Source organism: Mesorhizobium sp. M0276, assembly GCF_040321755.1.
Lineage (GTDB): Bacteria > Pseudomonadota > Alphaproteobacteria > Rhizobiales > Rhizobiaceae > Mesorhizobium.
Window position 1 is genome coordinate 75,229 of record NZ_JAMYSC010000004.1, and the last position, 21,501, is coordinate 96,729.

Below are 21,501 nucleotides of genomic sequence, written 5' to 3' on the forward strand. Positions count from 1 at the left end.
GAACATTGGCTGGCTTGTCGCGTTTTCTCTCAGGCAATGAAGGGAGAATCAGCCATGCCAGCCACCTCGAAAGCCCAGCAGAAAGCCGCTGGCGCCGCCTTGTCGGCCAAGCGCGGCGAGATGAAGAAGGGCGAACTCAAGGGCGCTTCCAAGGGAATGTACGAATCGATGAGCGAGAAGCAACTTGAGGAATTCGCCGAGACGAAGCGCAAAAGCCTGCCGGAGAAGAAATCGAAACATTAGGGATCAGGGCATCCGCGTTTCGCCATCGATAACAAGCTCGTCCATAAGAACATGAGCTGGAATGAAAAAGCCCGCGGCCAAGACCGCGGGCCTTGAAACGATATGTCGGCCGCCTGAGACCGAACCGGGAGCCTACCAGCGCGCCCAGCAGCGCTTGACTTTGTAACGGATGACCCTCTTGTGGCCGTGCCGCCAGACAATCTTCTTCTTGACCACGATGCGGCAGACCTCGTGCTGCCGGTGGCCACTCCAGTGCCGCGCCATTGCCGGCTCCGGCGTCATGACCGCCATGGATCCCGCCAACACCGCGGCTCCCGTCAGGGTAAGGAAGAACTTCTTCATGCGAATTGTGGCTCCTTTGCTCAAGTCCCTTCCTAATGCCGTTGGCGCAACCTCCCGCCACGTGCGGCACCGCACTCAACCCAGAGACGCTATATCGCCGCTAAACCCAGGGCCAGCAGCAAGCTTGACACCGGTTAAATCTCCGTTTAATCAGCGCGCCAACACCGGGCCGCAATGCCCGGTGGTTTTCTTTATGTGCGCAAGATGCGTGGAAACTCAATTCTGCTATCTTGTTTGAACTGACGTGTCCCGTGGGTTTTCCGCCGCGTTGCGTGGGAAAACCCTGTCAGGTCTCGAAAACGGAGGCCAGAGGAGGGCGCGTTTCCTTCACCCGGACCATGAGGTTCCGGGTGTGTTGTTTTGAAAAGGGAATGCGATGAGCAAGCGCGAATCCGCGAAGTACAAGATCGACCGCCGTCTTGGCGAAAACATCTGGGGCCGCCCGAAGTCCCCGGTCAACAAGCGTGAATACGGCCCCGGCCAGCATGGCCAGCGCCGCAAGGGCAAGCTTTCCGATTTCGGCCTGCAGCTGCGCGCCAAGCAGAAGCTGAAGGGTCACTATGGCGACGTTTCGGAAAAGCAGTTCCGCAAGGTCTATGAAGAGGCGGACCGCCGCAAGGGCGACACCTCGGAGAACCTGATCGGCCTGCTCGAATCGCGTCTCGACGCGGTCGTCTACCGCGCCAAGTTCGTGCCGACCATTTTCGCCGCCCGTCAGTTCGTCAACCATGGCCACGTCAACGTCAACGGCAAGCGCGTCAACATCGGCTCGTACCGCTGCAAGCCGGGCGACGTCATCGAAGTCCGCGAAAAGTCGAAGCAGCTGGTCATCGTCCTGGAAGCGGTCGGTCTCGCTGAGCGCGACGTGCCGGACTACATCGAAGCCGATCACAACAAGATGGTCGCGACCTTCTCGCGCATCCCCGGCCTGGCGGATGTTCCGTTCGCCGTGCAGATGGAACCGAACCTGGTCGTCGAATTCTATTCGCGCTAAGCGACGAATTCCGTTCGCGCTGAGCGAACGCATTTGCGATACCATTCAAAGGCCGCCGTCGAGGCGGCCTTTTCTTTGTCTGCCTTTTCTTTCTCGGCCATGTCCGCTACTCCCGGGCGCAACGAAGTGCCGAACCGTCGTTGCTCCCGGGTTTTGGAACTGACGCGATGAACATGTTGCCAGACGCCGAATCGCTTGAACCAGCAGCCGACATCGCGGGCGGCTTCCATCCGCTTTTCGCCGATGCGCCGTCCTCGGTCGAGTTCAACAAATTGCGCAAGCGGCTGTTGCGGCTGACCCGGCAGGCGATCGAGGATTTTTCGATGGTGAAGCCCGGCCAACGCTGGCTGGTCGCGCTGTCGGGCGGCAAGGATTCCTACGGGCTGCTCGCCGTGCTGCTTGATCTCAAATGGCGCGGGCTGCTGCCGGTCGAATTGCTAGCCTGCAATCTCGACCAGGGCCAACCGAATTTCCCCAAGCACATTCTGCCCGATTATCTCGACAGATACGCCATCCCGCATCGCATCGAATATCAGGACACTTATTCCGTCGTCACCGACAAGCTGCCTGCGGGCAGCACCTATTGCTCGCTCTGTTCGCGGCTCAGGCGCGGCCATCTCTACCGTATAGCGCGTGAGGAGGGGTGCTCGGCGCTGGTGCTCGGCCACCATCGCGAGGACATTCTCGAGACCTTCTTCATGAACCTGTTCCACGGCGGCCGTCTCGCCGCCATGCCGCCAAAGCTACTCAACGACGACGGCGACGTCATGGTGCTGCGGCCGCTGAGCTATTGCGCCGAGGGCGATCTCGAAAAATTTGCCACCGCGATGCGATTCCCGATCATTCCCTGCGATCTCTGCGGCAGCCAGGAGGGTCTCCAGCGCAACGCCATGAAGGCCATGCTCGAGGACCTGGAAAAGCGCATGCCCGGCCGCAAGGACACGATGCTGCGCGCGCTGTCGAACAGCAGGCCATCGCATTTGCTCGATAGAAAGCTGTTCGATTTCGCGGCGCTCAATGAGACCGTCGGCACAAGGCAAGCCGATGACATTTGACGATACTGCGATCGACTGGCTCGCTGGCCTTCTATCCGATGCCGCGAAAGCCGAAATCATGCCGCGCTTTCGCCGGTTGGGCGAGGGCGACATCCGCCAGAAGACCTCGGCCGCCGACCTGGTGACGGAAGCCGACGTCGATGCCGAGCGGCTCATCACCGAGCGGCTGCGTGAGCGTTACCCCTCGGCGATGGTCGTCGGCGAGGAGGCCTGTTCCGACAATCCGGCACTGCTTGATGGCCTCGTTGATGCCGATCTGGCGTTCGTCATCGACCCGGTGGATGGCACTTTCAACTTCGCCTCCGGCGTGCCCTTGTTCGGCGTCATGCTGGCGGTCGTGGTCAAGGGCGAGACCGTTGCCGGCATCATCCACGATCCCGTCGGCAAGGACTGGCTGATCGGTGCCAAAGGCGCCGGCAGCCATATCCGGCATGCGCATGGCAGCATCGAGAAGGTCCATGTCGCGGCACCCTCGCCGATCTCGGAAATGACCGGCTCTGTCTCCTGGCAATATATGCCCGAGCCGGAGCGGTCGCGGCTGGCGCGCAACCAGACCAAGATCCTGTCGCAATTCGCCTATCGCTGCGCGGCGCACGAATACCGCCTGCTGGCCAGCGGCCATGCCCACTTCGTCGTCTATAACAAGCTGATGCCGTGGGACCATCTGGCCGGTGTGCTGATCCATGCCGAAGCCGGTGGTCATGCCGCACGTTTCGATGGCAGCGCCTATCTGCCCTCGCATCTCGGCGGCGGCCTGCTTGTCGCGCCCGATCGGGAAAGCTGGCAGGAATTGCGCCGCGAACTCTGGGCGCAATAGGATCAATCCTGCGGCCAGTGTCCGAACCGCCGGTGTCCGGCTGAAGGAGCGGTGCAATCTCACGCAAATCCGGAGGCTCTCGAATGAAACCTCGGTTCGCAATTGTCGCGGCGGCCCTTGCCGCCGCCTTGTTTGCCAGCTCCAACGAGGCAAGATCGCAAGAGCGCACCTGTCGCAGTCCCGATCCCGTCGACACGATAAAGGAGATGTCCGACGCAATCTACGCCTGTTGGAAGCCGCCGCCCGGAACCGCCGGCATGTCCTTGACGCTGCGATTCTCGCTTCGTCGCAACGGCACACTGATTGGCAAGCCTCGCGCCACGTATTCCGATCTGGGGACCGATGCCCAGCTCAGCCGGGCCTTCGTGGCTTCAATCCTCAGGGCACTCGACGACGCCCTGCCATTGCCCTTTTCGGACAGCATGGGCGAAGCCATCGCGGGGCGTATGCTTGCCCCTCGCTTCACGGCAGCCCTTGAGGGTGCGTCCTAATGCAAGTCGGTGATGTGCCCAGAGACGGGCGGGTTCTGCGGCTGAAACATCTTGCCGCGCTCGGCGATGAAAATCATCAGCAGCGCTGCCACCGAGACGCTGCAGAAGCCGGCGGCCAGCGGCGTCACCGTGCCATTGAACGCCTGGCCGATCAGCGTGCCAAGAATGCCGCCGAGAAAAGTCTGCATGAAACCCAGGATGGACGACGCCGTGCCGGCCAGTTGGCCGAGCGGCTCCATGGCCAGCGCGTTGAAATTCGCGCCGAGCGCGCCGAACGGAAGCATGGCGCAGGCAAAGAAGGTGATGAACAGCCAGAGCGGCATCTTCATTTCCAGCGAAACGACCAGCCAAGCAAGGCTAATGACCAGGAACAGCAGCAGCGCGCTCTGCGACAGGCGGCGCATGCCGATGCGGCCGACAAGGCGCGAGTTCAGGAAGTTGGAGAAAGCAAGCACGCCCGCAACCCCGGCGAAGATGACCGGGAACATCTCGCCGACATTGAATATGCCGACATAGATCTGCTGCGCCGAGGCGATGAAGCCGAACATGGCGCCGAAAATGAAGGTGCTGGCGAAGGCATAGCAGATCGCAACGCGGTTGGTGAGCACGATGCGAAACCCGCCGACAATGGAGTTGACGGTCATCAGCCGGCGATGTTCGGGACGCAATGTTTCGGGCAGGCGCAGCAGCGACCACGCCGAGACAATGAGTGCACCGACGGCCATGGTGACGAAGATCCAGTGCCATGTCGCTAATAGCATGATGAACTGGCCAATGCCGGGGGCAATGACCGGTATCGCCATGAACACCATGAAGATCAGCGACATCACTTCGGCCATGCGTCGGCCGTCGAACGTATCGCGCACGATCGAGACGGCGATGACGCGGGTCGCGGCAGCACCAATGCCTTGCACGGCCCGGCACAAGAGCAGTGTTTCAAAACTTGGTGCAACGGCGGCCGCCGCGGCCGCGGCGACATAGACCACCAGCCCGGCGACCAGCGGCGCGCGACGGCCGAAGCGATCCGAGATCGGCCCGAAGAACAGCTGGCCGCCGCCGAAGCCCAGAATGTAGGCGGTGATCACATATTGCCGGTGGTTTTCGTTCTCGACGCCAAGCGAGGCGCCGATCTGCTGCAGTGCGGGCAGCATGATGTCGATGGCCAGCGAGTTCAGCGCCATCAGCGCGGCGCACAGCGCGATGAATTCCCAGCGAGGAATGGGCAGTTTGCTTGCCGATTGCGGCGCTGACTTTTGCTGGTCCACGGCAAGTCCGATCGTTCAAACGAAAATGCGCCGGCGGGCCGGCGCATTGGCTCGTCTTGGTCCTGAGTTCAGGACATGAAAATTGCCGAGGGTGCCCTGGCGTTTCATGCATGTTTGCGGCGGTTAGGCGGCCGACATGCACGAAAACAAGAGTCAGGCGGCGCCTTTGACGCTGACGCCCTTTTCGACAAGGAATGTCTGAAGTTCGCCCGCCTGGAACATCTCACGCACGATATCGCAGCCGCCAACGAATTCGCCCTTGACGTAAAGCTGCGGGATCGTCGGCCAGTTGGAATATTCCTTGATGCCCTGGCGCAGTTCTGCGGAGTCCAGAACATTCACGCCTTTGTAGTCCGCGCCGATATAGTCAAGAATCTGGACGACCTGGCCGGAAAACCCACATTGCGGGAAACCGGGCGTGCCCTTCATGAAAAGGACGACGTCGTTGCCCTTCACTTCGTTGTCGATGTAGTCGTTGATGCCGCTCATTGAATATCCTTTCCCGCCTGTGGGAGTCAGGCTCGAAACATTTCCATTCAAATAAACCCAACGATTGCTCGAAACAAGACTTTAGCCGTGCCGTGGCTGAAATGGCGCAAAGGATGGGCTGTGTTGGGCCAAGCGGCCGTTGCAACCCTGTTGCCGGTCGGGCAATGTTATTTGCGCGCGCGAACACAGATGAACGCCGGCGCCAGGCTCAATTCGGCAAAGTGACGGGGATCGACGGTTTCCATTTCCGGCAAGGGAAGTGGCTCGACAAAACGGTCGAGTGTCCAGCCGGTGTCGACAAGGCCGTTGAGAATGTCGCCGAGTGGCCTGCGGTAGCATTCGACATAGGGATTGGGTTCCCCGAAACCGCCCCAGTGCATGCCCCAGCGATTGGTCTCGAAATAGCTCTTCTCGCCCCGACTGCGGGCATCCGCCCAGTCGCGCATCGGATGACCCATCGAGAAGACCAGCCAGCCGCCTGGTCGTGCGACGCGATGGAATTCCGAGAAAACCGGCTTGAGGGTCTCGACATAGTCGAGCGCCAGCGCACACAGCACGCCGTCGACACTCTGATCGGCGAGCCAGTCCAGAGGTTTCGTCATGTCGCCGACACGGATCTCGATATCGAGCCCGGCGCATCGTTGGCTGGCGATTGCCGCCATCTCCGGCGTTACATCGAATGCCCTGACGCGCGCACCGGCCTGTGCCAGCTTTTCCGAGCAGATGCCGGACCCGCAGCCGGCATCGAGAAGGTCGAGCCCGGCGACGTCGCCAACAAGTGCCAGCGACGCCGGGCGCTCATAGAGGGCATTGTGCGGCTTGCCTGGAGCAAACGCATCATAGCGATCGGCAAACGAGGCGTAAGCTCGCCTAGCGATTGGCGTATCGCTGCTGCTGGTCATGGTTGCCGTCTTCGTTCTTGTGCGTTTTAGTCGGGAACGCTGGTCTGCAGCGCGAGCGCGTGTAGCACGCCGCCCATATTGCCCTTCAGCGCGTCATAGACCATCTGGTGCTGCTGCACGCGGGTTTTTCCCCGAAAGCTCTCGGCCACCACCTCGGCCGCATAATGGTCGCCGTCGCCTGCGAGATCGCGAATCGTCACCTTGGCGTCCGGAATGCCGTCCTTGATCAGTTTTTCGATGTCGCGGGCATCCATTGCCATGGCAGAATCCTGTTTCGAGTGGCCGCTAACCGGCCAGTAGATGAGAGTCGGGCGAGCCTAAAGCCTTTCCGGTCCGGATTGAAGCCGTTCTGTCCCGTCAAGGGCAAGACGATCCGGGAACATCAGGGAAGATTTAGGCCCGTGGGCTTGCTTCATTCTCGGCGACGTCCTCACGTGTCGAAAAAGCACGGCCAAGGCTGAAAGTCAGCACATAGAGGGGAATGTTGATAATCAGGCTGATTATGGGGAGATAACTCGTCATCTGCCAGGCTGGCGAGAAGAACGGTTGACCGTAACCGTCGCAGACGAGCGAAGAGCCGTACTCCCACAGCGCCCCTATGACCACCGCGCAGGCGAAAAGCTTGATGCAGGTGACGATATGTCTTGCCCGTTCCGGATCCGGGAAAAGGCGGCCCCAAAGCACCAGGCAGACGATCGGAACCGCGTAGATGAGGTTCTGCGCGATGAGCATCGGGATGGCGCCGTTGGCCGCGGCAAGAAACTGCGCGCGCGTTTCCAGCCGGGCGCAACCTCGCTTGAGGTCGTCGACAGCAGGAAGAAGACGAACGGCCCGAGGAACCAGAAGAAGAACAGCGACGGCCAGAAGACGACTGCAAGCAGCGCCCGGGCAGCCAATTTCTGTGGTTGAGCATGACCTTTTTCCGAAAACCGGTTTCCACTTTTCGGGATCATGCTCCGGTCAGCTGGCCTGACCCATGAAGCGCGGGAACCAGCCCTCGTGCGCCCCGGTCAGTTCGCTGACCGGGATTGCCCGCGCCTCACCAAGCTTCAGCGCGCTGCCGCCGGTAGAGCCGATCCACGGCGCGAAGATGCCGAGTTCGCCCTGCTGCTTGCGGATGGCGTCCCATTCATCGCCATGCGGGTCGATCGACAGCGTCAGCAGATAACGGCCCTGATCCTCACCGAACCACACCGGAATGGGATCGGTCCCGACAAGCCCGGGAACGGTCGCGCCGATGCCGGAGGCCATCGCCATTTCGGCCAAAGCCACCGCGATACCGCCATCGGACACGTCATGCGCCGCCGTGACGATGCCGGATGCGATCAGAGCGCGCACATGGTCACCGACGCGTTTTTCATGGTCCAGATCGACCGGCGGGGGCGGGCCATCGGTGCGGCCGTGGATGTCCCTGAAATAGACCGACTGGCCAAGATGCGTTCCCCAGGAGTCCGGCGCGCCGACCAGCAGGATCATCTGGCCTTGCGCGGCAAAGCCGGTCCGCACCATCTTCGACCAGTCGGCGATCAGACCGACGCCGCCGATTGTCGGCGTCGGCAAAATGCCCTGGCCGTTGGTTTCGTTGTAGAGCGAGACATTGCCGGAGACGATCGGGAAGCCGAGTGCGCGGCAGGCCTCGCCGATACCTTTCACCGCACCGACCAGCTGACCCATGATCTCGGGCCGCTCCGGGTTGCCGAAATTGAGATTGTCGGTGGCGGCCAGCGGCAAGGCGCCGGTGGCGGTCAAATTGCGCCAGCATTCGGCCACCGCTTGCTTGCCGCCCTCATAAGGGTCGGCCTCGCAATAGCGTGGCGTCACGTCGGACGAAAAAGCGAGCGCCTTGGTGGGATGGCCGTCGACGCGCACCACACCGGCATCGCCGCCGGGAAGCTGCAGCGAATTGCCCTGGATCAGTGTGTCGTATTGCTCCCAGACCCAACGGCGCGAGGAAAGATCCGGTCCGCCGAGCAGCTTCAACAGCGCATCGGCCACGTCGGCTTGCGGCACGTCATCGGCGGCCAGCGGCGCCGGCTTCTTCGGCTCGACCCACGGCCGGTCATATTCCGGTGCTTTGTCGCCGAGATCCTTGATCGGCAGGTCGGCGACCTGATCCCCTTGGTGCAGCACGCGAAAACGCAGATCGTCGGTGGTCCTGCCGACGATGGCGAAGTCGAGCCCCCATTTGTGGAAGATCGCCTCGGCTTCCTGTTCCTTTTCGGGGCGCAGCACCATAAGCATGCGCTCCTGGCTTTCCGACAGCATCATTTCGTAGGCGCTCATGCGCTCTTCACGCACCGGCACCTTATCGAGATCGAGCTCGATGCCGAGGTCGCCCTTGGCACCCATCTCGACCGCCGAGCAGGTCAGACCGGCGGCACCCATGTCCTGGATGGCGATCACGGCGCCCGAGGCCATCAGTTCGAGGCAGGCTTCCAGCAGGCACTTTTCGGTGAAAGGATCGCCGACCTGCACGGTCGGGCGCTTCTCGTCGATCTTGTCGTCGAATTCAGCTGAAGCCATGGTGGCGCCGCCGACGCCGTCGCGGCCGGTCTTGGCGCCGAGATAGACGACAGGCAGGCCGACGCCCTTGGCTTCCGACAGGAAGATCGCGTCGGTCTTGGCAATGCCGGCCGCAAAAGCGTTGACCAGGATGTTGCCGTTGTAGCGGGCGTCGAAATTGACCTCGCCGCCGACCGTCGGCACGCCGAAGGCGTTGCCATAGCCGCCGACCCCGGAAACCACGCCCGAAACGAGATGCCTGGTGTTGGGGTGGTCAGGCGCGCCGAAGCGCAGTGCATTCATCGCAGCGATCGGCCGCGCGCCCATGGTGAAGACGTCGCGCAATATGCCGCCGACGCCGGTCGCCGCACCCTGATAGGGCTCGATGTAGGACGGGTGGTTGTGGCTCTCCATCTTGAAGACGACGCAGTCGCCGTCGCCGATGTCGACCACGCCGGCATTCTCGCCTGGGCCCTGGATGACCTGTGGGCCCGTGGTCGGCAGCGTGCGCAGCCACTTCTTCGACGATTTGTACGAACAATGCTCATTCCACATCGCCGAGAAGATGCCGAGTTCGGTGAAGCTCGGTTCGCGCCCGACAAGATCGAGAATGCGCTGATACTCGTCGGGCTTCAGCCCGTGCGCGGCGATAAGCTCAGGGGTGATCGGCACGGAATTGGAAATGGTCATGGGCAGCGATTTTTATCCGGGGCGCGTTGGGATTTTGAGTCACGTCTTATCGCAAGCTTTAAGGCCGATACACCCATGGTTCGACGAAAACGACGGAAAACCGGACAAAACCACAGGGCGTCAGGAGAAGCTGTCGTAGCCGGCACGGCCTTCATCGAGAAGTCGCCGGATCACCGCGACTCCCTCGGCGATGTCATTGCGCTGCCGTGGCTGCGAAATGCCGAAGCGGACGCCGTGGAAAACCTGCTCGGAACGGCCGGCCTTGAACTCGTCCTCGTCGTCGATCAGCACGCCATGTTCGAGGCAGGCGTTCTTGAAGGTGCCGGAAAGCCAGGGATCGGGTAGGGTCATCCAGACAAAAGGCACCCTGTCGTGTGCCTTGAACGCGAAGCCGGCCAAAGTCTCTCGCACGATTGCGATGCGGGCGCGGATTTCGCCGATGCTGCGCTTGCGTATCTCATCCGCCTGGCCAGACAGCACCAGCCTTGTATTCACCTCGGCCAGCAGGAAAGGCATGCCGCCGGTCATCATCTTGTGGGCGACGCGGATACGATGGCGATAGGCGGGCGGGCAGGAAAGCCAACCGCCGCGCACGCCAGCCGCGACCGACTTGGACAGGCCGCCGGCGACAATGGTGCGTTCAGGGGCATATTCGGCCAGCAACGGTGTCGGATCGTCGGTCAAATTGCCGTAGAGATCGTCCTCGATGAGGATGACATTGTATTCGCGCGCGACACGCGCGATTGCCTCGCGCCGCGCCGCCGACAAGGTCGCCAGCGTGGGATTCTGCGCCGTCGGCATCAGGAAGATCATCCTGGGATGCTTTTGCGCGCAGACGCGCTCGAAATCCTGGGGGTCGATACCTTCGTCGTCCGATGCCACCAGTGCGGTGCGTCGGCCGATCAGGCCGGCGCTGCGGGAAATTTGCGAGTAGGTGAGGTGCTCGAAGGCGACATAGTCGCCAGGTGTGGTGAGCGCCGCGATCGCCGCCATCACCGCAGCGTGGGTGCCGAGCGTGGGGACGATGGTCTCGGCATTAGGTCTGAACGAATTGCGCGATAGCCAGCGGGCGCCGGCTTCGTACCAGCGGTCGGGGAAGTCCCTGGTATAGCTTGAAATCTCATGCGGGTGGTCCTGCGTCGTGCGCGACAGGATGTCGGCGATATCAGCACCCTGGCCGATGTCTGGCGCTGCCGTGCTGTCGAAACGCAATTTGCCGCGCGGTGCATCGATATGGCGAGTGCCTTCGCCACTGCTGACCGGCGCCGGCAGGTTCGGTTTTGCGCCGTCGGCGCGCTGACCGAGTACATAGGTTCCACGCCCGACTTCGCCGCTCACCAGCCCGCGCTCGCGCAGCAATTGATAGGCCCGGCCGACCGTGCCGACCGTGGTGCCGATGTCGTAGGCGAGGTCGCGTTGCGGCGGCAGCTTTGCTCCGGCTTCGATCACACCCCGATCGATATCCGTTTCGATTGAATCCGCCAGGCGCTGATACAGCGGGCCGGAGCCGGCAGTGAGATCTGGAAGCCAATTTGTCATGGTGACAATTTTCTATATTGCACCGAATTGTGAGTCAATACATATCGTAACTGCGCCAAAAAAGGGTGCAAGTTGGAATTCGGGTAGAAAGATAATGAGCACAATCGCTACAATCCGTCCTTCGAGAGCCGGACTATCAGGTCAATCGGCACGCCCATCGAGCCAAGGCGGCTTTGTTACCCGTCTGGTGCGCTTGGTCGGGTCGCTGGCGAGATGGATCGGCCATCTGCTGGAGCGTCGGCGCAGCAGGCTGGCGCTTCTGGAAATGACCGATGACCAACTCAAGGATATCGGAGTCTCGCGCTGCGATGCCCACCGCGAGGGTATCAGGCCCTTCTGGGACTGACAGCCAAGGCATTTTGCAGCCAAGCGGATTCGCTTGGCGTCGCAGAGGTGCCACAATGCATGCCGCTCTAGCGGACGCTCGATAGCCGGGTGCGCGCAACGCCATGGTCCGCAAGGACGGCAACCACGCACAGCACGAGAAAAAGTCCGGTGATGGCGGCCGCCGAGATGGCAACGCTGGCCGGGCCGTTCCTGGCGACGTCCAGGAACGGGTAGGGCACCTCGCCTGCAAACGGCGCCCGCATCAGCGCATAGATCAGATAGGCGACGGGATAGAGCACCCACCAGGAGATGTCGCTCCAGCGCGTCCGACCGTCGGCGCCCGATGTCAGCCACCACAACACGAACAGCAGCGGCGTCACATAGTGCAGAAGGACGTCGCAGAGCAGGAACAGTCCCTGCGGCTGCCAGAGCTGTGCCAGCACCGCGGCGTAGATGATGAACACCAATGCGATCGAAACGGCAACGCCGGCCCGTATGCGCGTCCCGGCGAAGGCCGGCAGCCAGGCATAGCCGGCGGGCGACAGCAGCGAGGTGTACACCAGCACCGCGCCGATGTTGGTCAGGATGGTGAAGAAGCTGAAAACGAAAACGATGGAGCCGAGCAGGCTGCGGCCTGCCTCCATCGACGCCGGAATGCTGATGCAGAACTGCAGGACGAGCCCGGCCAGGCCGATGGCCAGCCCCGTCATCTGCAGAAAGCGGCCCATGGGCTAGGCGGTCGCGGCGCAGGCCGGATTGCCGGCTTGCCAGCGGGCGATGTCCGATCCGATGCGGGCACCGAGCGGATCGTTCATCAGCGGCCCGAACACATCGACGCGGCTTGAATTGCCTTGCGCCTGGACCACCAGCAACGGTTTGCCGCCATAGTGTTTGGCCGGCACCAGCAGGAAACGCGGCGTGCCGCTGAACGAATTCAGTTCATTGGCCATCTGATACTGTTTGAAGGCTGGGTCCTTGCTGGCGATCCAGCATTTATGGGCCGATATCGCCACCTGTTCCATGGCCAGCAGCGCTGCACTCTTGCCCGAGGGCACAGGCGTGCTCTTCGGGGTCGATTGGCAGGATGTGAGAGCGAAAGCCGCCGCGGCAACCAGCGCGATCGCCTTGCTCCTGGTCAAGCGGCACCCATCTCAAGCTCGGACAGAAACATCTTCTGGCCGTCGGACATCTCGCCCCACACCCGCGACAATGCCGGGTGCTGCGAGGCGATCTGCTCATAGGCGTCGAATTTCGGGTAGGCGTCGAGCAGGTCGCGGCGTCCTGTCATGGCGCGGAAATTGTTGAAGATGAACCGCGTCGGCGTCAGCCAGGCATCGGCGAAACTGATATCGTCACCGAGCGCGAAGGGCCCGTGCGCCATGCGCTCCTCGATCGCTGCCAGCCCGTGGTGCAGGCGGATGAACTGGGCGTCGATCTCGGCACTGTTTCGCTTCGGCATGGAATGAAGCTCGAAAAGCTTCATCATCGGGGTCAGCACATCGAGATCGGTGATGCGGGCGAACATGCGCACCAGCGCGCGGTCCTTGGAATCGGGCGGCAGCAGAGCCGGTTCCGGAAACCGCTCTTCGAGATACTCGGCAATGACCACAGATTCGACGATCGTTTCGCCAGAGCCGGTGATCAGCACCGGAATCCGGTTCATCGGCGAGATGGCGCGAAATCCTTCCGGGATGGGAAAGCCGGGCGGCGGCGCGATGATCTTGAGCGGCACGTCCTTGATGTAGGCCAGCGCCCGCACGATCGACGAGTAGGGCGACAACGGCCGCGAATAGAGTTTCATGACCGTTTTTCTCCCCCATGAACTGGACTTGCCTCGACAAAGAGACAGGAATGTCCGGATGTTTTCAAGACGCTTGCCTCGAAGAGGTCAGGCGGCGATGCCAAGCGCACTTTCGAACAGTCCACGGCCGTCGGTACCGCCATGAGCTGCTTCGATCAGGTTTTCCGGGTGCGGCATCAGGCCGAGCACATTGCCGCGGTCGTTGATGATGCCGGCAATGTCGTTGATCGAGCCGTTGGGATTGGTGCCGTCCGCATAGCGGAACACCACCTGGCCTTCGCCTTCGAGACGGGCGAGTGTGTCGGCGTCGGCGAAATAATTGCCGTCATGATGCGCAACCGGCGTGCGGATGATCTGGCCTGGCTGGTAGCGGCGGGTGAACATGGTGTTGGCGTTGGTGATCTCAAGCTTCACTTGCCGGCAGACGAATTTCAGCGATGTGTTGCGCATCAAGGCGCCCGGCAGCAGGCCGGCCTCGACCAGGATCTGGAAACCGTTGCAAACGCCGATGACTGTCACGCCCGCGGCTGCCTTTTCGGCCACCGCCCGCATGACCGGCATGCGCGCGGCAATCGCGCCGCAGCGCAGATAATCGCCAAAGGAAAAACCGCCGGGAATGGCGATCAGGTCGACATCGGGGATTTCGGTGTCGGTCTGCCAGACAGTGATCGGCGGCTTTCCCGAAATCTTGGTCAGCGCCGCGATCATGTCACGGTCGCGGTTGAGGCCAGGCAGAAGGACGACAGCTGATTTCATTTCGGTTCGAAAGGCCTTTGGTTTTCGGCGAGTTCGCGTAAGTCGAGGCGTCGCTCTATGCGTTCGAGGCGCTCGTCCTGACGGGCGAGAATGCCATAAATGTTATGGATATCGCTTTGCGTCGCCACCATGTGACCCCGCATCACATTCAATTCCCGCTTCGTCTCGGAACCATCCTGACGAAGTTCACCAATTTCATGATGCACGCGCTTAAGAAGCTCGTCATCAGCTCATTCGTGACTTCCGGCATAGTGCCTCCGGCGCAACCTCAGGTAATCGCCACACTATAATTCTCAATCACCGTATTCGCCAGCAGCTTGTCGCACATCGCCTTGAGGTCCGCCTCGGCTTTGGCCTTGTCGCTTTCCGCCAGCTCGACGTCGAACACCTTGCCCTGCCGTACCGCGCCGACGCCGCCAAAACCCAGTCCGGACAGCGCGTGTTCGATCGCCTTGCCTTGCGGGTCGAGCACGCCGTTCTTGAGTGTGACGGTAATGCGGGCCTTGATCACGCTGGACGTGCTCCTGTTCTGACTATCGGGTTGCAAGCCACTATTCAGTGCGGCTTGCCTTTGAGGCCGTCGGTCGAGGCGACAAGCACCGGGCCGGTGGGGCGCGGCGGCTCGTTCTCGTTCATGATGCCGAGGCGGCGGGCAACTTCCTGGTAGGCTTCGACGAGGCCGCCCATGTCGCGGCGGAAGCGGTCCTTGTCGAGCTTGTCATGCGTCGCCACGTCCCACAGGCGGCAGGAATCCGGCGAAATCTCGTCGGCGACAACGATGCGCATCATGTCGCCCTCGAACAGGCGGCCGCATTCGATCTTGAAATCGACGAGCTGGATGCCGACGCCCATGAACAGGCCGGAGAGGAAGTCGTTGACGCGGATGGCCAGCGCCATGACGTCGTCGATCTCCTGCGGGCTCGCCCAGCCGAACGCGGTGATGTGCTCTTCCGACACCATCGGATCGTCGAGCGCGTCGGCCTTGTAATAGAATTCGATGATCGAGCGCGGCAGAACGGTGCCTTCATCGATACCGAGGCGCTTGGACAGCGAACCGGCGGCGACGTTGCGCACGACCACCTCGAGCGGAATGATCTCGACTTCCTTGATCAGCTGCTCGCGCATGTTGAGCCGGCGGATGAAGTGGGTCGGGATGCCCATGCGGTTGAGGTGGTTGAAGATGTGCTCCGAAATACGGTTGTTGAGCACGCCCTTGCCGTCGACGACTTCATGTTTCTTCTTGTTGAACGCGGTGGCGTCATCCTTGAAGAACTGGATGAGCGTACCCGGCTCCGGTCCCTCATAGAGGATCTTGGCCTTGCCTTCATAAATGCGGCGGCGATTTTTCATCTGATTTTTCTCTGGGGTTCCGGACAGCGGCAATTGGCCATTTCCTGTCCGTCTGCCTGAAATAGTGCGGCTTACGGTAGGGTTCAATGCCGGGTCTATCCCAATCACATCGTTTGCTCAATCGGCAAATCCTTCCAATCAACCGCTTTCGGGACCGAAATGCCGCAGCGCAGCATGCGACGAAGCGTATTGACCGGCCCGCGACCTTTTGGTTTGTGCTTTGGCAACACACATATCCACCGCCAACGAATCGAATTTGACCCGGAGGGACGCCATGAGCAGCATGAAAGACCGCGAAGAGGGCTTCGAGCGCAAATTTGCTTTCGACGAGGAGCTTCGGTTCAAGGCCTCGGCGCGCCGCAACAAGGCGCTCGGCCTGTGGGCTGCCGAAAAGCTTGGAAAGTCCGGCACCGACGCCGACGCTTATGCCAGGGAAGTGGTTGTTTCCGACATCGAGGAAGCCGGCGATCACGACGTGTTCCGCAAGATCCGAAAGGACTTCGATGCCGCCGGCGTAGATCAGTCGGACCATCAGATCCGCCGCACCATGGACGAGTTGATGGCGCAGGCGATCGAAGAGATCAAGAACACCTGATCCGGCCGAAGCAGGTTCCGCAAAAGTGGCCAACGGCTTTGCGACAGAGAACCTGCGACAGACCAGAGAATGACTGGACCAATCGACCGCCCGGCCCATCCGGGCGGTTTTTCTTTGCCTTTGCCGCGGTTTCCGGCTGAAACTGCTGTCGTTAACAAGGAAGCGATTAGATGTCTCTGAAGTCCCGTCTTGCAGCCGATGAAACGCTGTTCACCGCATGGTCTGGCGTGCCGGATGCCCTGACCGTCGAAATCGTCGCCAAGCAGGGCTTTGATGCCGTCACGCTCGACATGCAGCATGGCGGCCATCACGAGGATAGCGTGCTGCGTGGGCTGGTGCCGGTGCTCGCTGCCGGCAAGCCGGCGCTGGTGCGCATTCCGGTCGGACGTTTCGACATGGCGAGCCGTGCGCTCGATTTTGGCGCCGAGGCGGTCATTGCGCCGATGGTGAATTCGGCGGCTGACGCCAAACTGTTCGCCGCCGCCATGAAATACCCGCCGGTCGGCGAGCGTTCCTGGGGCCCGACCTACGCGTTTCCACGCCACGGCAAGGGCGACCAGGCCGAATGGCTGCGCGACACCAACCAGCGCGTGCTGGCCTTCGCCATGGTCGAAACGCGCGCCGCCCTCGATGCGCTCGATGGCATTCTCGACACGCCCGGCATCGACGGCATCTTCCTCGGCCCATCGGATTTCTCGATCGCCTGGAGCAATGGCACCACGGTCGATTCCACACTGGAAAGCATGATGGAGACAGTGGCGTCGGTCGCCGAGCGCACCCGCAAGGCCGGCAAATATGCGGCGATCTATGTTGTCGACCCGGCAATTGCCGGTCGTGTCGTATCGATGGGCTACCGGCTGCTGGCCATGGGATCGGAACACGCGCTGATCGGACTCGGGGCAAAGGCCCTGATCAACAGCGTCAGGGATTCGATCGGGTCCTGAACCCGAACGGACCAATTGTCGCTAGAAGCCCAATTGTCGCTAGAAGCCCAATTGTCGCTGCAGCATCGTGTCGTCAGGCCCGTGCTGCCGCGGTCATCGTCGCGGCTGGTCTGCTGCGTCTGAATTTGTTGAACACGACGCCGAGTGCTCGGACCCACCAATTGTTGAAGGCCATCAGCGGCAATGCCGCGAGGATCGAACCCGGTATGGCGGCGGCGGCGCCGAGCGCGGCGGAGCCGCTGGCCAGCAGGACCCATGACCCGAGCGAGCAGATGACGGGTACATGCACGAGATAGAGTGGGAAGGACAGATCGCCCAGGAAACGTGCCGCCTTGCCCGAAGACCATGACGGCGGCTCATCCGTACTCAGCACGGCATAGACCAACATGATGCTGGCCGGAATGGCCACGCAGGATTGCCGCAGGCCTACATCATCGGGCACCATAGCCTCAAGCAGTGCAAAGGGCCGATATATGCCTACCGCATCCCCCGCATAACCCAGCAGCGCCAGGGAAATCATCGCCATGGCGCCTCTCACCCAGGGATTCGGACGAAATCCCATGGCGAGAAGCGGATAGAGCAGGAGGCTGGCCGGAAAGGCACAAAAGAAGTAGCTGACTTGTACCGCCAGGAATGCGCCTGTCGCTATGCAAAACCAGGATACCAGCGTCCCGCGGCCATGGAAGAAAAAGACGATCGGGGCGAGTGCGAAGGTCAGCATGCTGCCCCAGAACTCGACCGTCATGGTCCACAGGCTGCTGTCATAATATTTGTCGCCGTAAATGAACGTCCGCCAGGCCCCTTGCAGGAACGCATCGGAGAAACTCGCTGTCTCCCGCGACAGCACCTTTGGAGCATTGCCGAATCTGCCGAGCCACTCAGATTGGGTGACCGCCGCCGCATCCTCGAAGAAATACAGGTCGAGCTTGAAGAGGACACAGGACAAGAGAACCACGACAAGCACGGGTCCAGCCAGACGAGGCAAACGTTTTATGGCACCCAGCCACAGGTCTTGCGCCTCGCGGGTCTGAAAATAACGCTTCACAAGCACATAGGAAGAGAGCACGAAAAACAAGTAGACGGCGGAGCCGCCATTGAAGGCGATGAAAGCCGGACTTGTCTTGAGCGATTGCGCCGCCTTGTCTCCCTCTCCTATCGCCAACGGCGCAAAAGCACGCAAACAGTGCCCATTCAGAACAATGAGTGCCGCGACACCTCTCAACAATTCGAGTGAAGCATCCTTGCGCAACTAGGGCCTTTTTTCTTGGAAAATTGCGCGTTTAGCGCACGAGAATAATCTTCCAGGTGAACAGAGCGTGCCGTCACCGAAGATCTTACCCCGATGTGCATTAAATTATTGTTCACACAAGCACAGCCGGGCCTATCCGGGCGGGTCCGTGCGGAAGCTTTGACAGCGACGTATTACAGGTCCGTCAGGAATTTGGCGAAGGTCATCGAGCCTTCGGGCCAGGGACCAAAGCCCGAATCCGCGTTGAGGTGACCGGTCTCGCCGGCATCGACGAACAGCGAGCCCCAGGCTCCGGCAATATCCTCGGCCACATCGAAGGCGCAGAACGGATCGTTGCGGCTGGCGATCACGATGGACGGAAAGGGCAGCGGCTCGCGCGGGTAGGGGCCGAAGGTCATCAGGTGCCTCGGCCTGATCTCGGGATTGGCGACATCGGGCGGCGCAACGAAGAAAGCCCCGGCAACCGGCTTGCGGAATTGCGGGATGGCTTGCACCGCCGTGGCGACGCCGAGCGAGTGCGCGACGATGACGACCGGCTTCTCGGCTTCGTTGACCGCCTTGGCCACGCTGGTTGTCCAGTCGTCGCGCACCGGCTTCGACCACTCGGCCTGCTCGACCCTGCGCGCCGTCGACAGCTTCGATTGCCAGCGGCTCTGCCAATGGTCGGGGCCGGAATTGGTATAGCCCGGCACGATGAGAATATCTGCTTCCTTGACCTTCATGGCGCTGAGATAGCGAGCCGCGTCGCTTCGTGCAACAGGTCATGAACAGTGCTCTTGATCACAATAGTGAACAGGATGTTCGCTTCTTCACGTCTTGTGTGAACGATACCGATGGACGAAAGGTGGCCAGGAAAAGAAACAGCCGTGTGCGGAAGCCCTCTCTTCTGGAACTGGCACGACGTATGATGATCGGCGGTGCGGGCTTCTTGCCTTGGGAGCTTCACCGAAGGCCGGTCGATCGGAGCATTTGATGAGTGAACTGCCCTTTGCCGCCACCACGCCGGTCAGCGTTGCCCGTGTTGGGTTGAAAGCGCGCGACGCTGAAAGTCTCGCGGCTTACTATCGCAGCGTCGTCGGCCTGCAGGAATTGAGCCGTGCCGAAGGCGCTATTACGCTGGGCGCAGCCAACCGTCCGTTGCTGGTCATCGAGGCCGATGCTTCTGCCAAGCCGGATGATCCGCGCAGCGCCGGCCTGTTCCACACGGCCTTCCTGCTGCCCAGCCGCGCCGATCTCGGCCGCTGGATCAACCACGCCATCGCCGACAAGATCGCCATCGAAGGGGCCTCCGACCATCTGGTCAGCGAAGCGCTGTATCTGACCGACCCCGAAGGCAACGGCATCGAGATCTATGCCGACCGCCGTCCGCAGGACTGGAAGTGGAATGGCGACAAGATTGCCATGGCGACTGAGCGGTTGAACATTCCGTCGGTCGTTGCCGAAGTGCCGGTGGGTGACGCCGGCTGGCAGGGCGCGCCGGAAAACAGCATTATCGGCCATGTCCACCTGCGGGTCGGCCGGCCGGAAGACGCCGAGGCCTGGTGGAACCAGGAGTTCGGCTTCGACACGGTGGCCAAATATGGCGGCCAGGCGGTGTTCCTGTCGTCCGGCGGCTACCACCACCATATCGGCGCCAACGCCTGGCAGAGTTCGGGCGCCGGTCGCCGCGATCCAAGCAGGTCCGGTCTGGCTTGGGTCGAAATGCGTTCGGACAATGTGACCAGCCCGATAACCCGCGAAGATCCCTGGGGCACGGTGATCAGGACTGTTCCCGGCAAGGCCTGATTGCTATTTTGGCGAGAGCGTCTTTCTCCCCGTATCGTGCGGGTAGAAAGCGCGTCTCAGGCTTCTCCGAACACCCGCTTGAAGATCGTGTCGACATGCTTGGTGTGATAGCCCAGGTCGAATTTCTCGCGGATTTCAGCTTCCGGCAGCGCTGCGGTCACTTCCTTGTCGGCGAGCAGTTCTTCAAGAAAATCAGCGCCTTGCTCCCACACTTTCATGGCGTTGCGTTGCACCAGCCGGTAGGAGTCTTCTCGCGACAGGCCGGCCTGGGTCAGCGCCAGCATGACGCGCTGCGAATGCACGAGACCGCGGAACTTGTTCATGTTCTTCAGCATGTTGTCGGGATAGACAAGCAGCTTGTCGACGACGCTGGTCAGCCGTGACAGCGCGAAATCGAGCGTCACCGTGGCGTCCGGCCCGATCATGCGCTCGACGGAGGAGTGCGAGATGTCGCGCTCGTGCCAGAGCGCCACATTCTCCATCGCCGGCAGCGCCATCGACCGGACCATGCGGGCAAGGCCGGTGAGGTTTTCGGTCAGCACCGGGTTGCGCTTGTGCGGCATTGCCGACGAGCCCTTCTGGCCGGGCGAAAAATACTCTTCCGCCTCCAGCACTTCGGTGCGCTGCAAATGCCGGATCTCGATCGACAGCCGTTCGATTGACGAGGCAATGACGCCGAGCGTGGCGAAGAACATGGCGTGACGGTCGCGCGGGATCACTTGCGTCGACACCGGCTCGGGCTTCAGGCCAAGCTTTGCCGCCACATGTTCCTCGACATAGGGGTCGATGTTGGCGAAGGTGCCGACCGCGCCCGATATCGCGCAGGTGGCGATGTCTTCGCGCGCATGAACCAGCCGCTCGCGGCAGCGTGAGAACTCGGCATAGGCCTGCGCCAGCTTGATGCCGAAGGTCGTCGGCTCGGCATGGATGCCGTGGCTGCGGCCGATGGTGACGGTGTCCTTGTGTTCGAACGCACGGCGCTTGAGCGCGGCGAGCAGGGCGTCGATGTCGGCGAGCAGGATGTCGCTGGCGCGGCTAAGCTGCACGGCAAAGCAGGTATCGAGAACATCCGACGAGGTCATGCCCTGGTGAATGAAACGGGCGTCCGGCCCGACAAATTCGGCAAGATGGGTCAGGAAGGCGATGACGTCATGCTTGGTGACGCGCTCGATTTCGTCGATCGCCTCGACATCGAATTTCGCAGCGCTGCCCTTTTCCCATATGGTCTTTGCCGCTTGCTTGGGGATGACGCCGAGTTCGGCCAGCGCGTCGCACGCATGGGCTTCGATTTCGAACCAGATGCGAAACCGGGTCTCGGGCGACCAGATGGCAACCATTTCCGGCCGGGAATAGCGAGGGATCATC

The 21,501-nt window shown here is 61.5% G+C and carries 26 protein-coding genes and 1 pseudogene; 9 read left to right on the forward strand and 18 right to left on the reverse strand.

The annotated features are described in order from the left end of the window. Positions 1–54 precede the first annotated feature (54 nt). Positions 55–243, forward strand: a complete 189-nt coding sequence (locus NKJ01_RS04990; RefSeq protein ID WP_023759541.1) for a DUF3008 family protein — start codon at positions 55–57, stop codon at positions 241–243. A 132-nt stretch (positions 244–375) separates the two neighbouring features. Here the strand turns inward: NKJ01_RS04990 and NKJ01_RS04995 are convergent, their stop codons facing one another. Next, positions 376–585, reverse strand: coding sequence for a hypothetical protein (locus NKJ01_RS04995; RefSeq protein WP_352602687.1), 210 nt, complete (start codon positions 583–585; stop codon positions 376–378). Positions 586–961: 376 nt separating this feature from the next. Here NKJ01_RS04995 and rpsD point away from each other — a divergent pair, with 376 nt between their 5' ends. The 4 genes from rpsD (at position 962) to NKJ01_RS05015 (ending at position 3,942) form a co-directional block, all read left to right on the forward strand. After that, entirely contained in the window at positions 962–1,579 is a 618-nt protein-coding gene (gene rpsD, locus NKJ01_RS05000) for a 30S ribosomal protein S4 (RefSeq protein ID WP_224664054.1), read from the forward strand. Between the two features lie 167 nt (positions 1,580–1,746). Continuing rightward, on the forward strand, positions 1,747–2,634 hold the full coding sequence (gene ttcA / locus NKJ01_RS05005) for a tRNA 2-thiocytidine(32) synthetase TtcA (RefSeq protein ID WP_352726583.1): 888 nt from the start codon (positions 1,747–1,749) through the stop codon (positions 2,632–2,634). Beyond that, the gene (locus NKJ01_RS05010; protein ID WP_352726584.1) at positions 2,624–3,451 is read left to right on the forward strand and encodes an inositol monophosphatase family protein; all 828 of its coding nucleotides are present in this window, start codon (positions 2,624–2,626) and stop codon (positions 3,449–3,451) included. The genes ttcA and NKJ01_RS05010 overlap by 11 nt, the downstream gene beginning before the upstream one ends. 83 nt (positions 3,452–3,534) lie before the next feature. Further along, positions 3,535–3,942 carry a UCP034077 family protein gene (locus NKJ01_RS05015; protein WP_352602681.1) on the forward strand — a complete coding sequence of 136 codons (408 nt, stop codon included), beginning with the start codon at positions 3,535–3,537 and terminating at the stop codon, positions 3,940–3,942. Here the strand turns inward: NKJ01_RS05015 and NKJ01_RS05020 are convergent. The 7 genes and pseudogenes from NKJ01_RS05020 to NKJ01_RS05050 all read right to left on the reverse strand — a co-directional run bounded on the left by NKJ01_RS05020 (position 3,939) and on the right by NKJ01_RS05050 (position 11,329). After that, on the reverse strand, positions 3,939–5,207 hold the full coding sequence (locus tag NKJ01_RS05020) for a multidrug effflux MFS transporter (RefSeq protein ID WP_352726586.1): 1,269 nt from the start codon (positions 5,205–5,207) through the stop codon (positions 3,939–3,941). The two genes, NKJ01_RS05015 and NKJ01_RS05020, sit on opposite strands and share 4 nt — an antisense overlap. Before the next feature lie 153 nt (positions 5,208–5,360). Further along, a complete protein-coding gene (gene grxD, locus NKJ01_RS05025; RefSeq protein ID WP_013532137.1) occupies positions 5,361–5,696 on the reverse strand; it encodes a Grx4 family monothiol glutaredoxin in 336 nt (111 codons plus the stop codon). A gap of 167 nt (positions 5,697–5,863) precedes the next feature. Then, positions 5,864–6,598, reverse strand: a complete 735-nt coding sequence (locus NKJ01_RS05030; protein ID WP_352726588.1) for a class I SAM-dependent DNA methyltransferase — start codon at positions 6,596–6,598, stop codon at positions 5,864–5,866. Between the two features lie 26 nt (positions 6,599–6,624). Next, positions 6,625–6,858: a BolA/IbaG family iron-sulfur metabolism protein gene (locus NKJ01_RS05035; RefSeq protein WP_023759532.1), complete on the reverse strand. Its 234-nt coding sequence runs from the start codon at positions 6,856–6,858 to the stop codon at positions 6,625–6,627. Between the two features lie 133 nt (positions 6,859–6,991). Beyond that, positions 6,992–7,551, reverse strand: a pseudogene (locus tag NKJ01_RS05040) (hypothetical protein). A 7-nt stretch (positions 7,552–7,558) separates the two neighbouring features. After that, entirely contained in the window at positions 7,559–9,790 is a 2,232-nt protein-coding gene (gene purL / locus NKJ01_RS05045; RefSeq protein ID WP_352726589.1) for a phosphoribosylformylglycinamidine synthase subunit PurL, read from the reverse strand. A gap of 120 nt (positions 9,791–9,910) precedes the next feature. After that, entirely contained in the window at positions 9,911–11,329 is a 1,419-nt protein-coding gene (locus NKJ01_RS05050; protein ID WP_352726590.1) for an aminotransferase-like domain-containing protein, read from the reverse strand. Between the two features lie 94 nt (positions 11,330–11,423). Between NKJ01_RS05050 and NKJ01_RS05055 the strand changes: the two genes are divergently transcribed. Next, the gene (locus tag NKJ01_RS05055; protein WP_352726591.1) at positions 11,424–11,675 is read left to right on the forward strand and encodes a DUF1127 domain-containing protein; all 252 of its coding nucleotides are present in this window, start codon (positions 11,424–11,426) and stop codon (positions 11,673–11,675) included. Positions 11,676–11,742: 67 nt separating this feature from the next. Here the strand turns inward: NKJ01_RS05055 and NKJ01_RS05060 are convergent, their stop codons facing one another. The 7 genes from NKJ01_RS05060 to purC all read right to left on the reverse strand — a co-directional run bounded on the left by NKJ01_RS05060 (position 11,743) and on the right by purC (position 15,563). After that, entirely contained in the window at positions 11,743–12,384 is a 642-nt protein-coding gene (locus NKJ01_RS05060) for a Pr6Pr family membrane protein (protein ID WP_352726593.1), read from the reverse strand. A 3-nt stretch (positions 12,385–12,387) separates the two neighbouring features. Beyond that, positions 12,388–12,795, reverse strand: a complete 408-nt coding sequence (locus NKJ01_RS05065; RefSeq protein ID WP_023759525.1) for a hypothetical protein — start codon at positions 12,793–12,795, stop codon at positions 12,388–12,390. After that, the gene (locus NKJ01_RS05070) at positions 12,792–13,457 is read right to left on the reverse strand and encodes a glutathione S-transferase family protein (protein ID WP_023759524.1); all 666 of its coding nucleotides are present in this window, start codon (positions 13,455–13,457) and stop codon (positions 12,792–12,794) included. Before NKJ01_RS05070 ends, NKJ01_RS05065 begins: the two co-directional genes overlap by 4 nt. Positions 13,458–13,544: 87 nt before the next feature. Next, on the reverse strand, positions 13,545–14,213 hold the full coding sequence (gene purQ, locus NKJ01_RS05075) for a phosphoribosylformylglycinamidine synthase subunit PurQ (protein WP_023759523.1): 669 nt from the start codon (positions 14,211–14,213) through the stop codon (positions 13,545–13,547). Beyond that, on the reverse strand, positions 14,210–14,419 hold the full coding sequence (locus NKJ01_RS05080) for a hypothetical protein (protein ID WP_502905858.1): 210 nt from the start codon (positions 14,417–14,419) through the stop codon (positions 14,210–14,212). The genes purQ and NKJ01_RS05080 overlap by 4 nt, the downstream gene beginning before the upstream one ends. Before the next feature lie 62 nt (positions 14,420–14,481). Then, the gene (purS, locus tag NKJ01_RS05085) at positions 14,482–14,724 is read right to left on the reverse strand and encodes a phosphoribosylformylglycinamidine synthase subunit PurS (protein ID WP_023759521.1); all 243 of its coding nucleotides are present in this window, start codon (positions 14,722–14,724) and stop codon (positions 14,482–14,484) included. A 44-nt stretch (positions 14,725–14,768) separates the two neighbouring features. After that, positions 14,769–15,563, reverse strand: a complete 795-nt coding sequence (gene purC, locus NKJ01_RS05090) for a phosphoribosylaminoimidazolesuccinocarboxamide synthase (RefSeq protein ID WP_023759520.1) — start codon at positions 15,561–15,563, stop codon at positions 14,769–14,771. A gap of 274 nt (positions 15,564–15,837) precedes the next feature. Here purC and NKJ01_RS05095 point away from each other — a divergent pair, with 274 nt between their 5' ends. Together NKJ01_RS05095 and NKJ01_RS05100 are read left to right on the forward strand one after the other, a co-directional pair. Then, positions 15,838–16,158, forward strand: coding sequence for a DUF1476 domain-containing protein (locus tag NKJ01_RS05095; protein WP_023759518.1), 321 nt, complete (start codon positions 15,838–15,840; stop codon positions 16,156–16,158). 170 nt (positions 16,159–16,328) lie between these two features. Further along, the gene (locus NKJ01_RS05100; protein WP_352726595.1) at positions 16,329–17,102 is read left to right on the forward strand and encodes an HpcH/HpaI aldolase family protein; all 774 of its coding nucleotides are present in this window, start codon (positions 16,329–16,331) and stop codon (positions 17,100–17,102) included. A 73-nt stretch (positions 17,103–17,175) separates the two neighbouring features. Here NKJ01_RS05100 and NKJ01_RS05105 read toward each other — a convergent pair whose 3' ends face one another. Both NKJ01_RS05105 and NKJ01_RS05110 read right to left on the reverse strand, forming a co-directional pair. Beyond that, positions 17,176–18,282 carry an acyltransferase family protein gene (locus tag NKJ01_RS05105; RefSeq protein ID WP_502905859.1) on the reverse strand — a complete coding sequence of 369 codons (1,107 nt, stop codon included), beginning with the start codon at positions 18,280–18,282 and terminating at the stop codon, positions 17,176–17,178. 242 nt (positions 18,283–18,524) lie between these two features. Continuing rightward, positions 18,525–19,073, reverse strand: coding sequence for an RBBP9/YdeN family alpha/beta hydrolase (locus tag NKJ01_RS05110; RefSeq protein WP_352726598.1), 549 nt, complete (start codon positions 19,071–19,073; stop codon positions 18,525–18,527). Positions 19,074–19,323: 250 nt separating this feature from the next. On the opposite strand from NKJ01_RS05110, the gene NKJ01_RS05115 reads away from it, so the two are divergent. Further along, the gene (locus NKJ01_RS05115; protein WP_352726599.1) at positions 19,324–20,136 is read left to right on the forward strand and encodes a VOC family protein; all 813 of its coding nucleotides are present in this window, start codon (positions 19,324–19,326) and stop codon (positions 20,134–20,136) included. A 56-nt stretch (positions 20,137–20,192) separates the two neighbouring features. Here the strand turns inward: NKJ01_RS05115 and purB are convergent, their stop codons facing one another. Further along, entirely contained in the window at positions 20,193–21,500 is a 1,308-nt protein-coding gene (purB, locus tag NKJ01_RS05120) for an adenylosuccinate lyase (RefSeq protein WP_352726601.1), read from the reverse strand. Between the last annotated feature and the right edge of the window lies 1 nt (position 21,501).

What these genes read in the sequence shown, in the direction of transcription:
- NKJ01_RS05050 (WP_352726590.1), bottom strand. Translation starts at nt 11,329, where the DNA reads ATGACAAATTGGCTTCCAGATCTCACTGCCGGCTCCGGCCCGCTGTAT.
- purQ (WP_023759523.1), bottom strand. Translation starts at nt 14,213, where the DNA reads ATGAAATCAGCTGTCGTCCTTCTGCCTGGCCTCAACCGCGACCGTGAC.
- NKJ01_RS05035 (WP_023759532.1), bottom strand. Translation starts at nt 6,858, where the DNA reads ATGGCAATGGATGCCCGCGACATCGAAAAACTGATCAAGGACGGCATT.
- purB (WP_352726601.1), bottom strand. Translation starts at nt 21,500, where the DNA reads ATGATCCCTCGCTATTCCCGGCCGGAAATGGTTGCCATCTGGTCGCCC.
- NKJ01_RS05070 (WP_023759524.1), bottom strand. Translation starts at nt 13,457, where the DNA reads ATGAAACTCTATTCGCGGCCGTTGTCGCCCTACTCGTCGATCGTGCGG.
- NKJ01_RS05110 (WP_352726598.1), bottom strand. Translation starts at nt 19,073, where the DNA reads ATGAAGGTCAAGGAAGCAGATATTCTCATCGTGCCGGGCTATACCAAT.
- NKJ01_RS05095 (WP_023759518.1), top strand. Translation starts at nt 15,838, where the DNA reads ATGAGCAGCATGAAAGACCGCGAAGAGGGCTTCGAGCGCAAATTTGCT.
- purC (WP_023759520.1), bottom strand. Translation starts at nt 15,563, where the DNA reads ATGAAAAATCGCCGCCGCATTTATGAAGGCAAGGCCAAGATCCTCTAT.
- NKJ01_RS04990 (WP_023759541.1), top strand. Translation starts at nt 55, where the DNA reads ATGCCAGCCACCTCGAAAGCCCAGCAGAAAGCCGCTGGCGCCGCCTTG.
- purL (WP_352726589.1), bottom strand. Translation starts at nt 9,790, where the DNA reads ATGACCATTTCCAATTCCGTGCCGATCACCCCTGAGCTTATCGCCGCG.
- NKJ01_RS05100 (WP_352726595.1), top strand. Translation starts at nt 16,329, where the DNA reads ATGTCTCTGAAGTCCCGTCTTGCAGCCGATGAAACGCTGTTCACCGCA.
- NKJ01_RS05115 (WP_352726599.1), top strand. Translation starts at nt 19,324, where the DNA reads ATGAGTGAACTGCCCTTTGCCGCCACCACGCCGGTCAGCGTTGCCCGT.
- NKJ01_RS04995 (WP_352602687.1), bottom strand. Translation starts at nt 585, where the DNA reads ATGAAGAAGTTCTTCCTTACCCTGACGGGAGCCGCGGTGTTGGCGGGA.
- NKJ01_RS05030 (WP_352726588.1), bottom strand. Translation starts at nt 6,598, where the DNA reads ATGACCAGCAGCAGCGATACGCCAATCGCTAGGCGAGCTTACGCCTCG.
- NKJ01_RS05060 (WP_352726593.1), bottom strand. Translation starts at nt 12,384, where the DNA reads ATGGGCCGCTTTCTGCAGATGACGGGGCTGGCCATCGGCCTGGCCGGG.
- NKJ01_RS05015 (WP_352602681.1), top strand. Translation starts at nt 3,535, where the DNA reads ATGAAACCTCGGTTCGCAATTGTCGCGGCGGCCCTTGCCGCCGCCTTG.
- NKJ01_RS05010 (WP_352726584.1), top strand. Translation starts at nt 2,624, where the DNA reads ATGACATTTGACGATACTGCGATCGACTGGCTCGCTGGCCTTCTATCC.
- ttcA (WP_352726583.1), top strand. Translation starts at nt 1,747, where the DNA reads ATGAACATGTTGCCAGACGCCGAATCGCTTGAACCAGCAGCCGACATC.
- rpsD (WP_224664054.1), top strand. Translation starts at nt 962, where the DNA reads ATGAGCAAGCGCGAATCCGCGAAGTACAAGATCGACCGCCGTCTTGGC.
- NKJ01_RS05055 (WP_352726591.1), top strand. Translation starts at nt 11,424, where the DNA reads ATGAGCACAATCGCTACAATCCGTCCTTCGAGAGCCGGACTATCAGGT.
- grxD (WP_013532137.1), bottom strand. Translation starts at nt 5,696, where the DNA reads ATGAGCGGCATCAACGACTACATCGACAACGAAGTGAAGGGCAACGAC.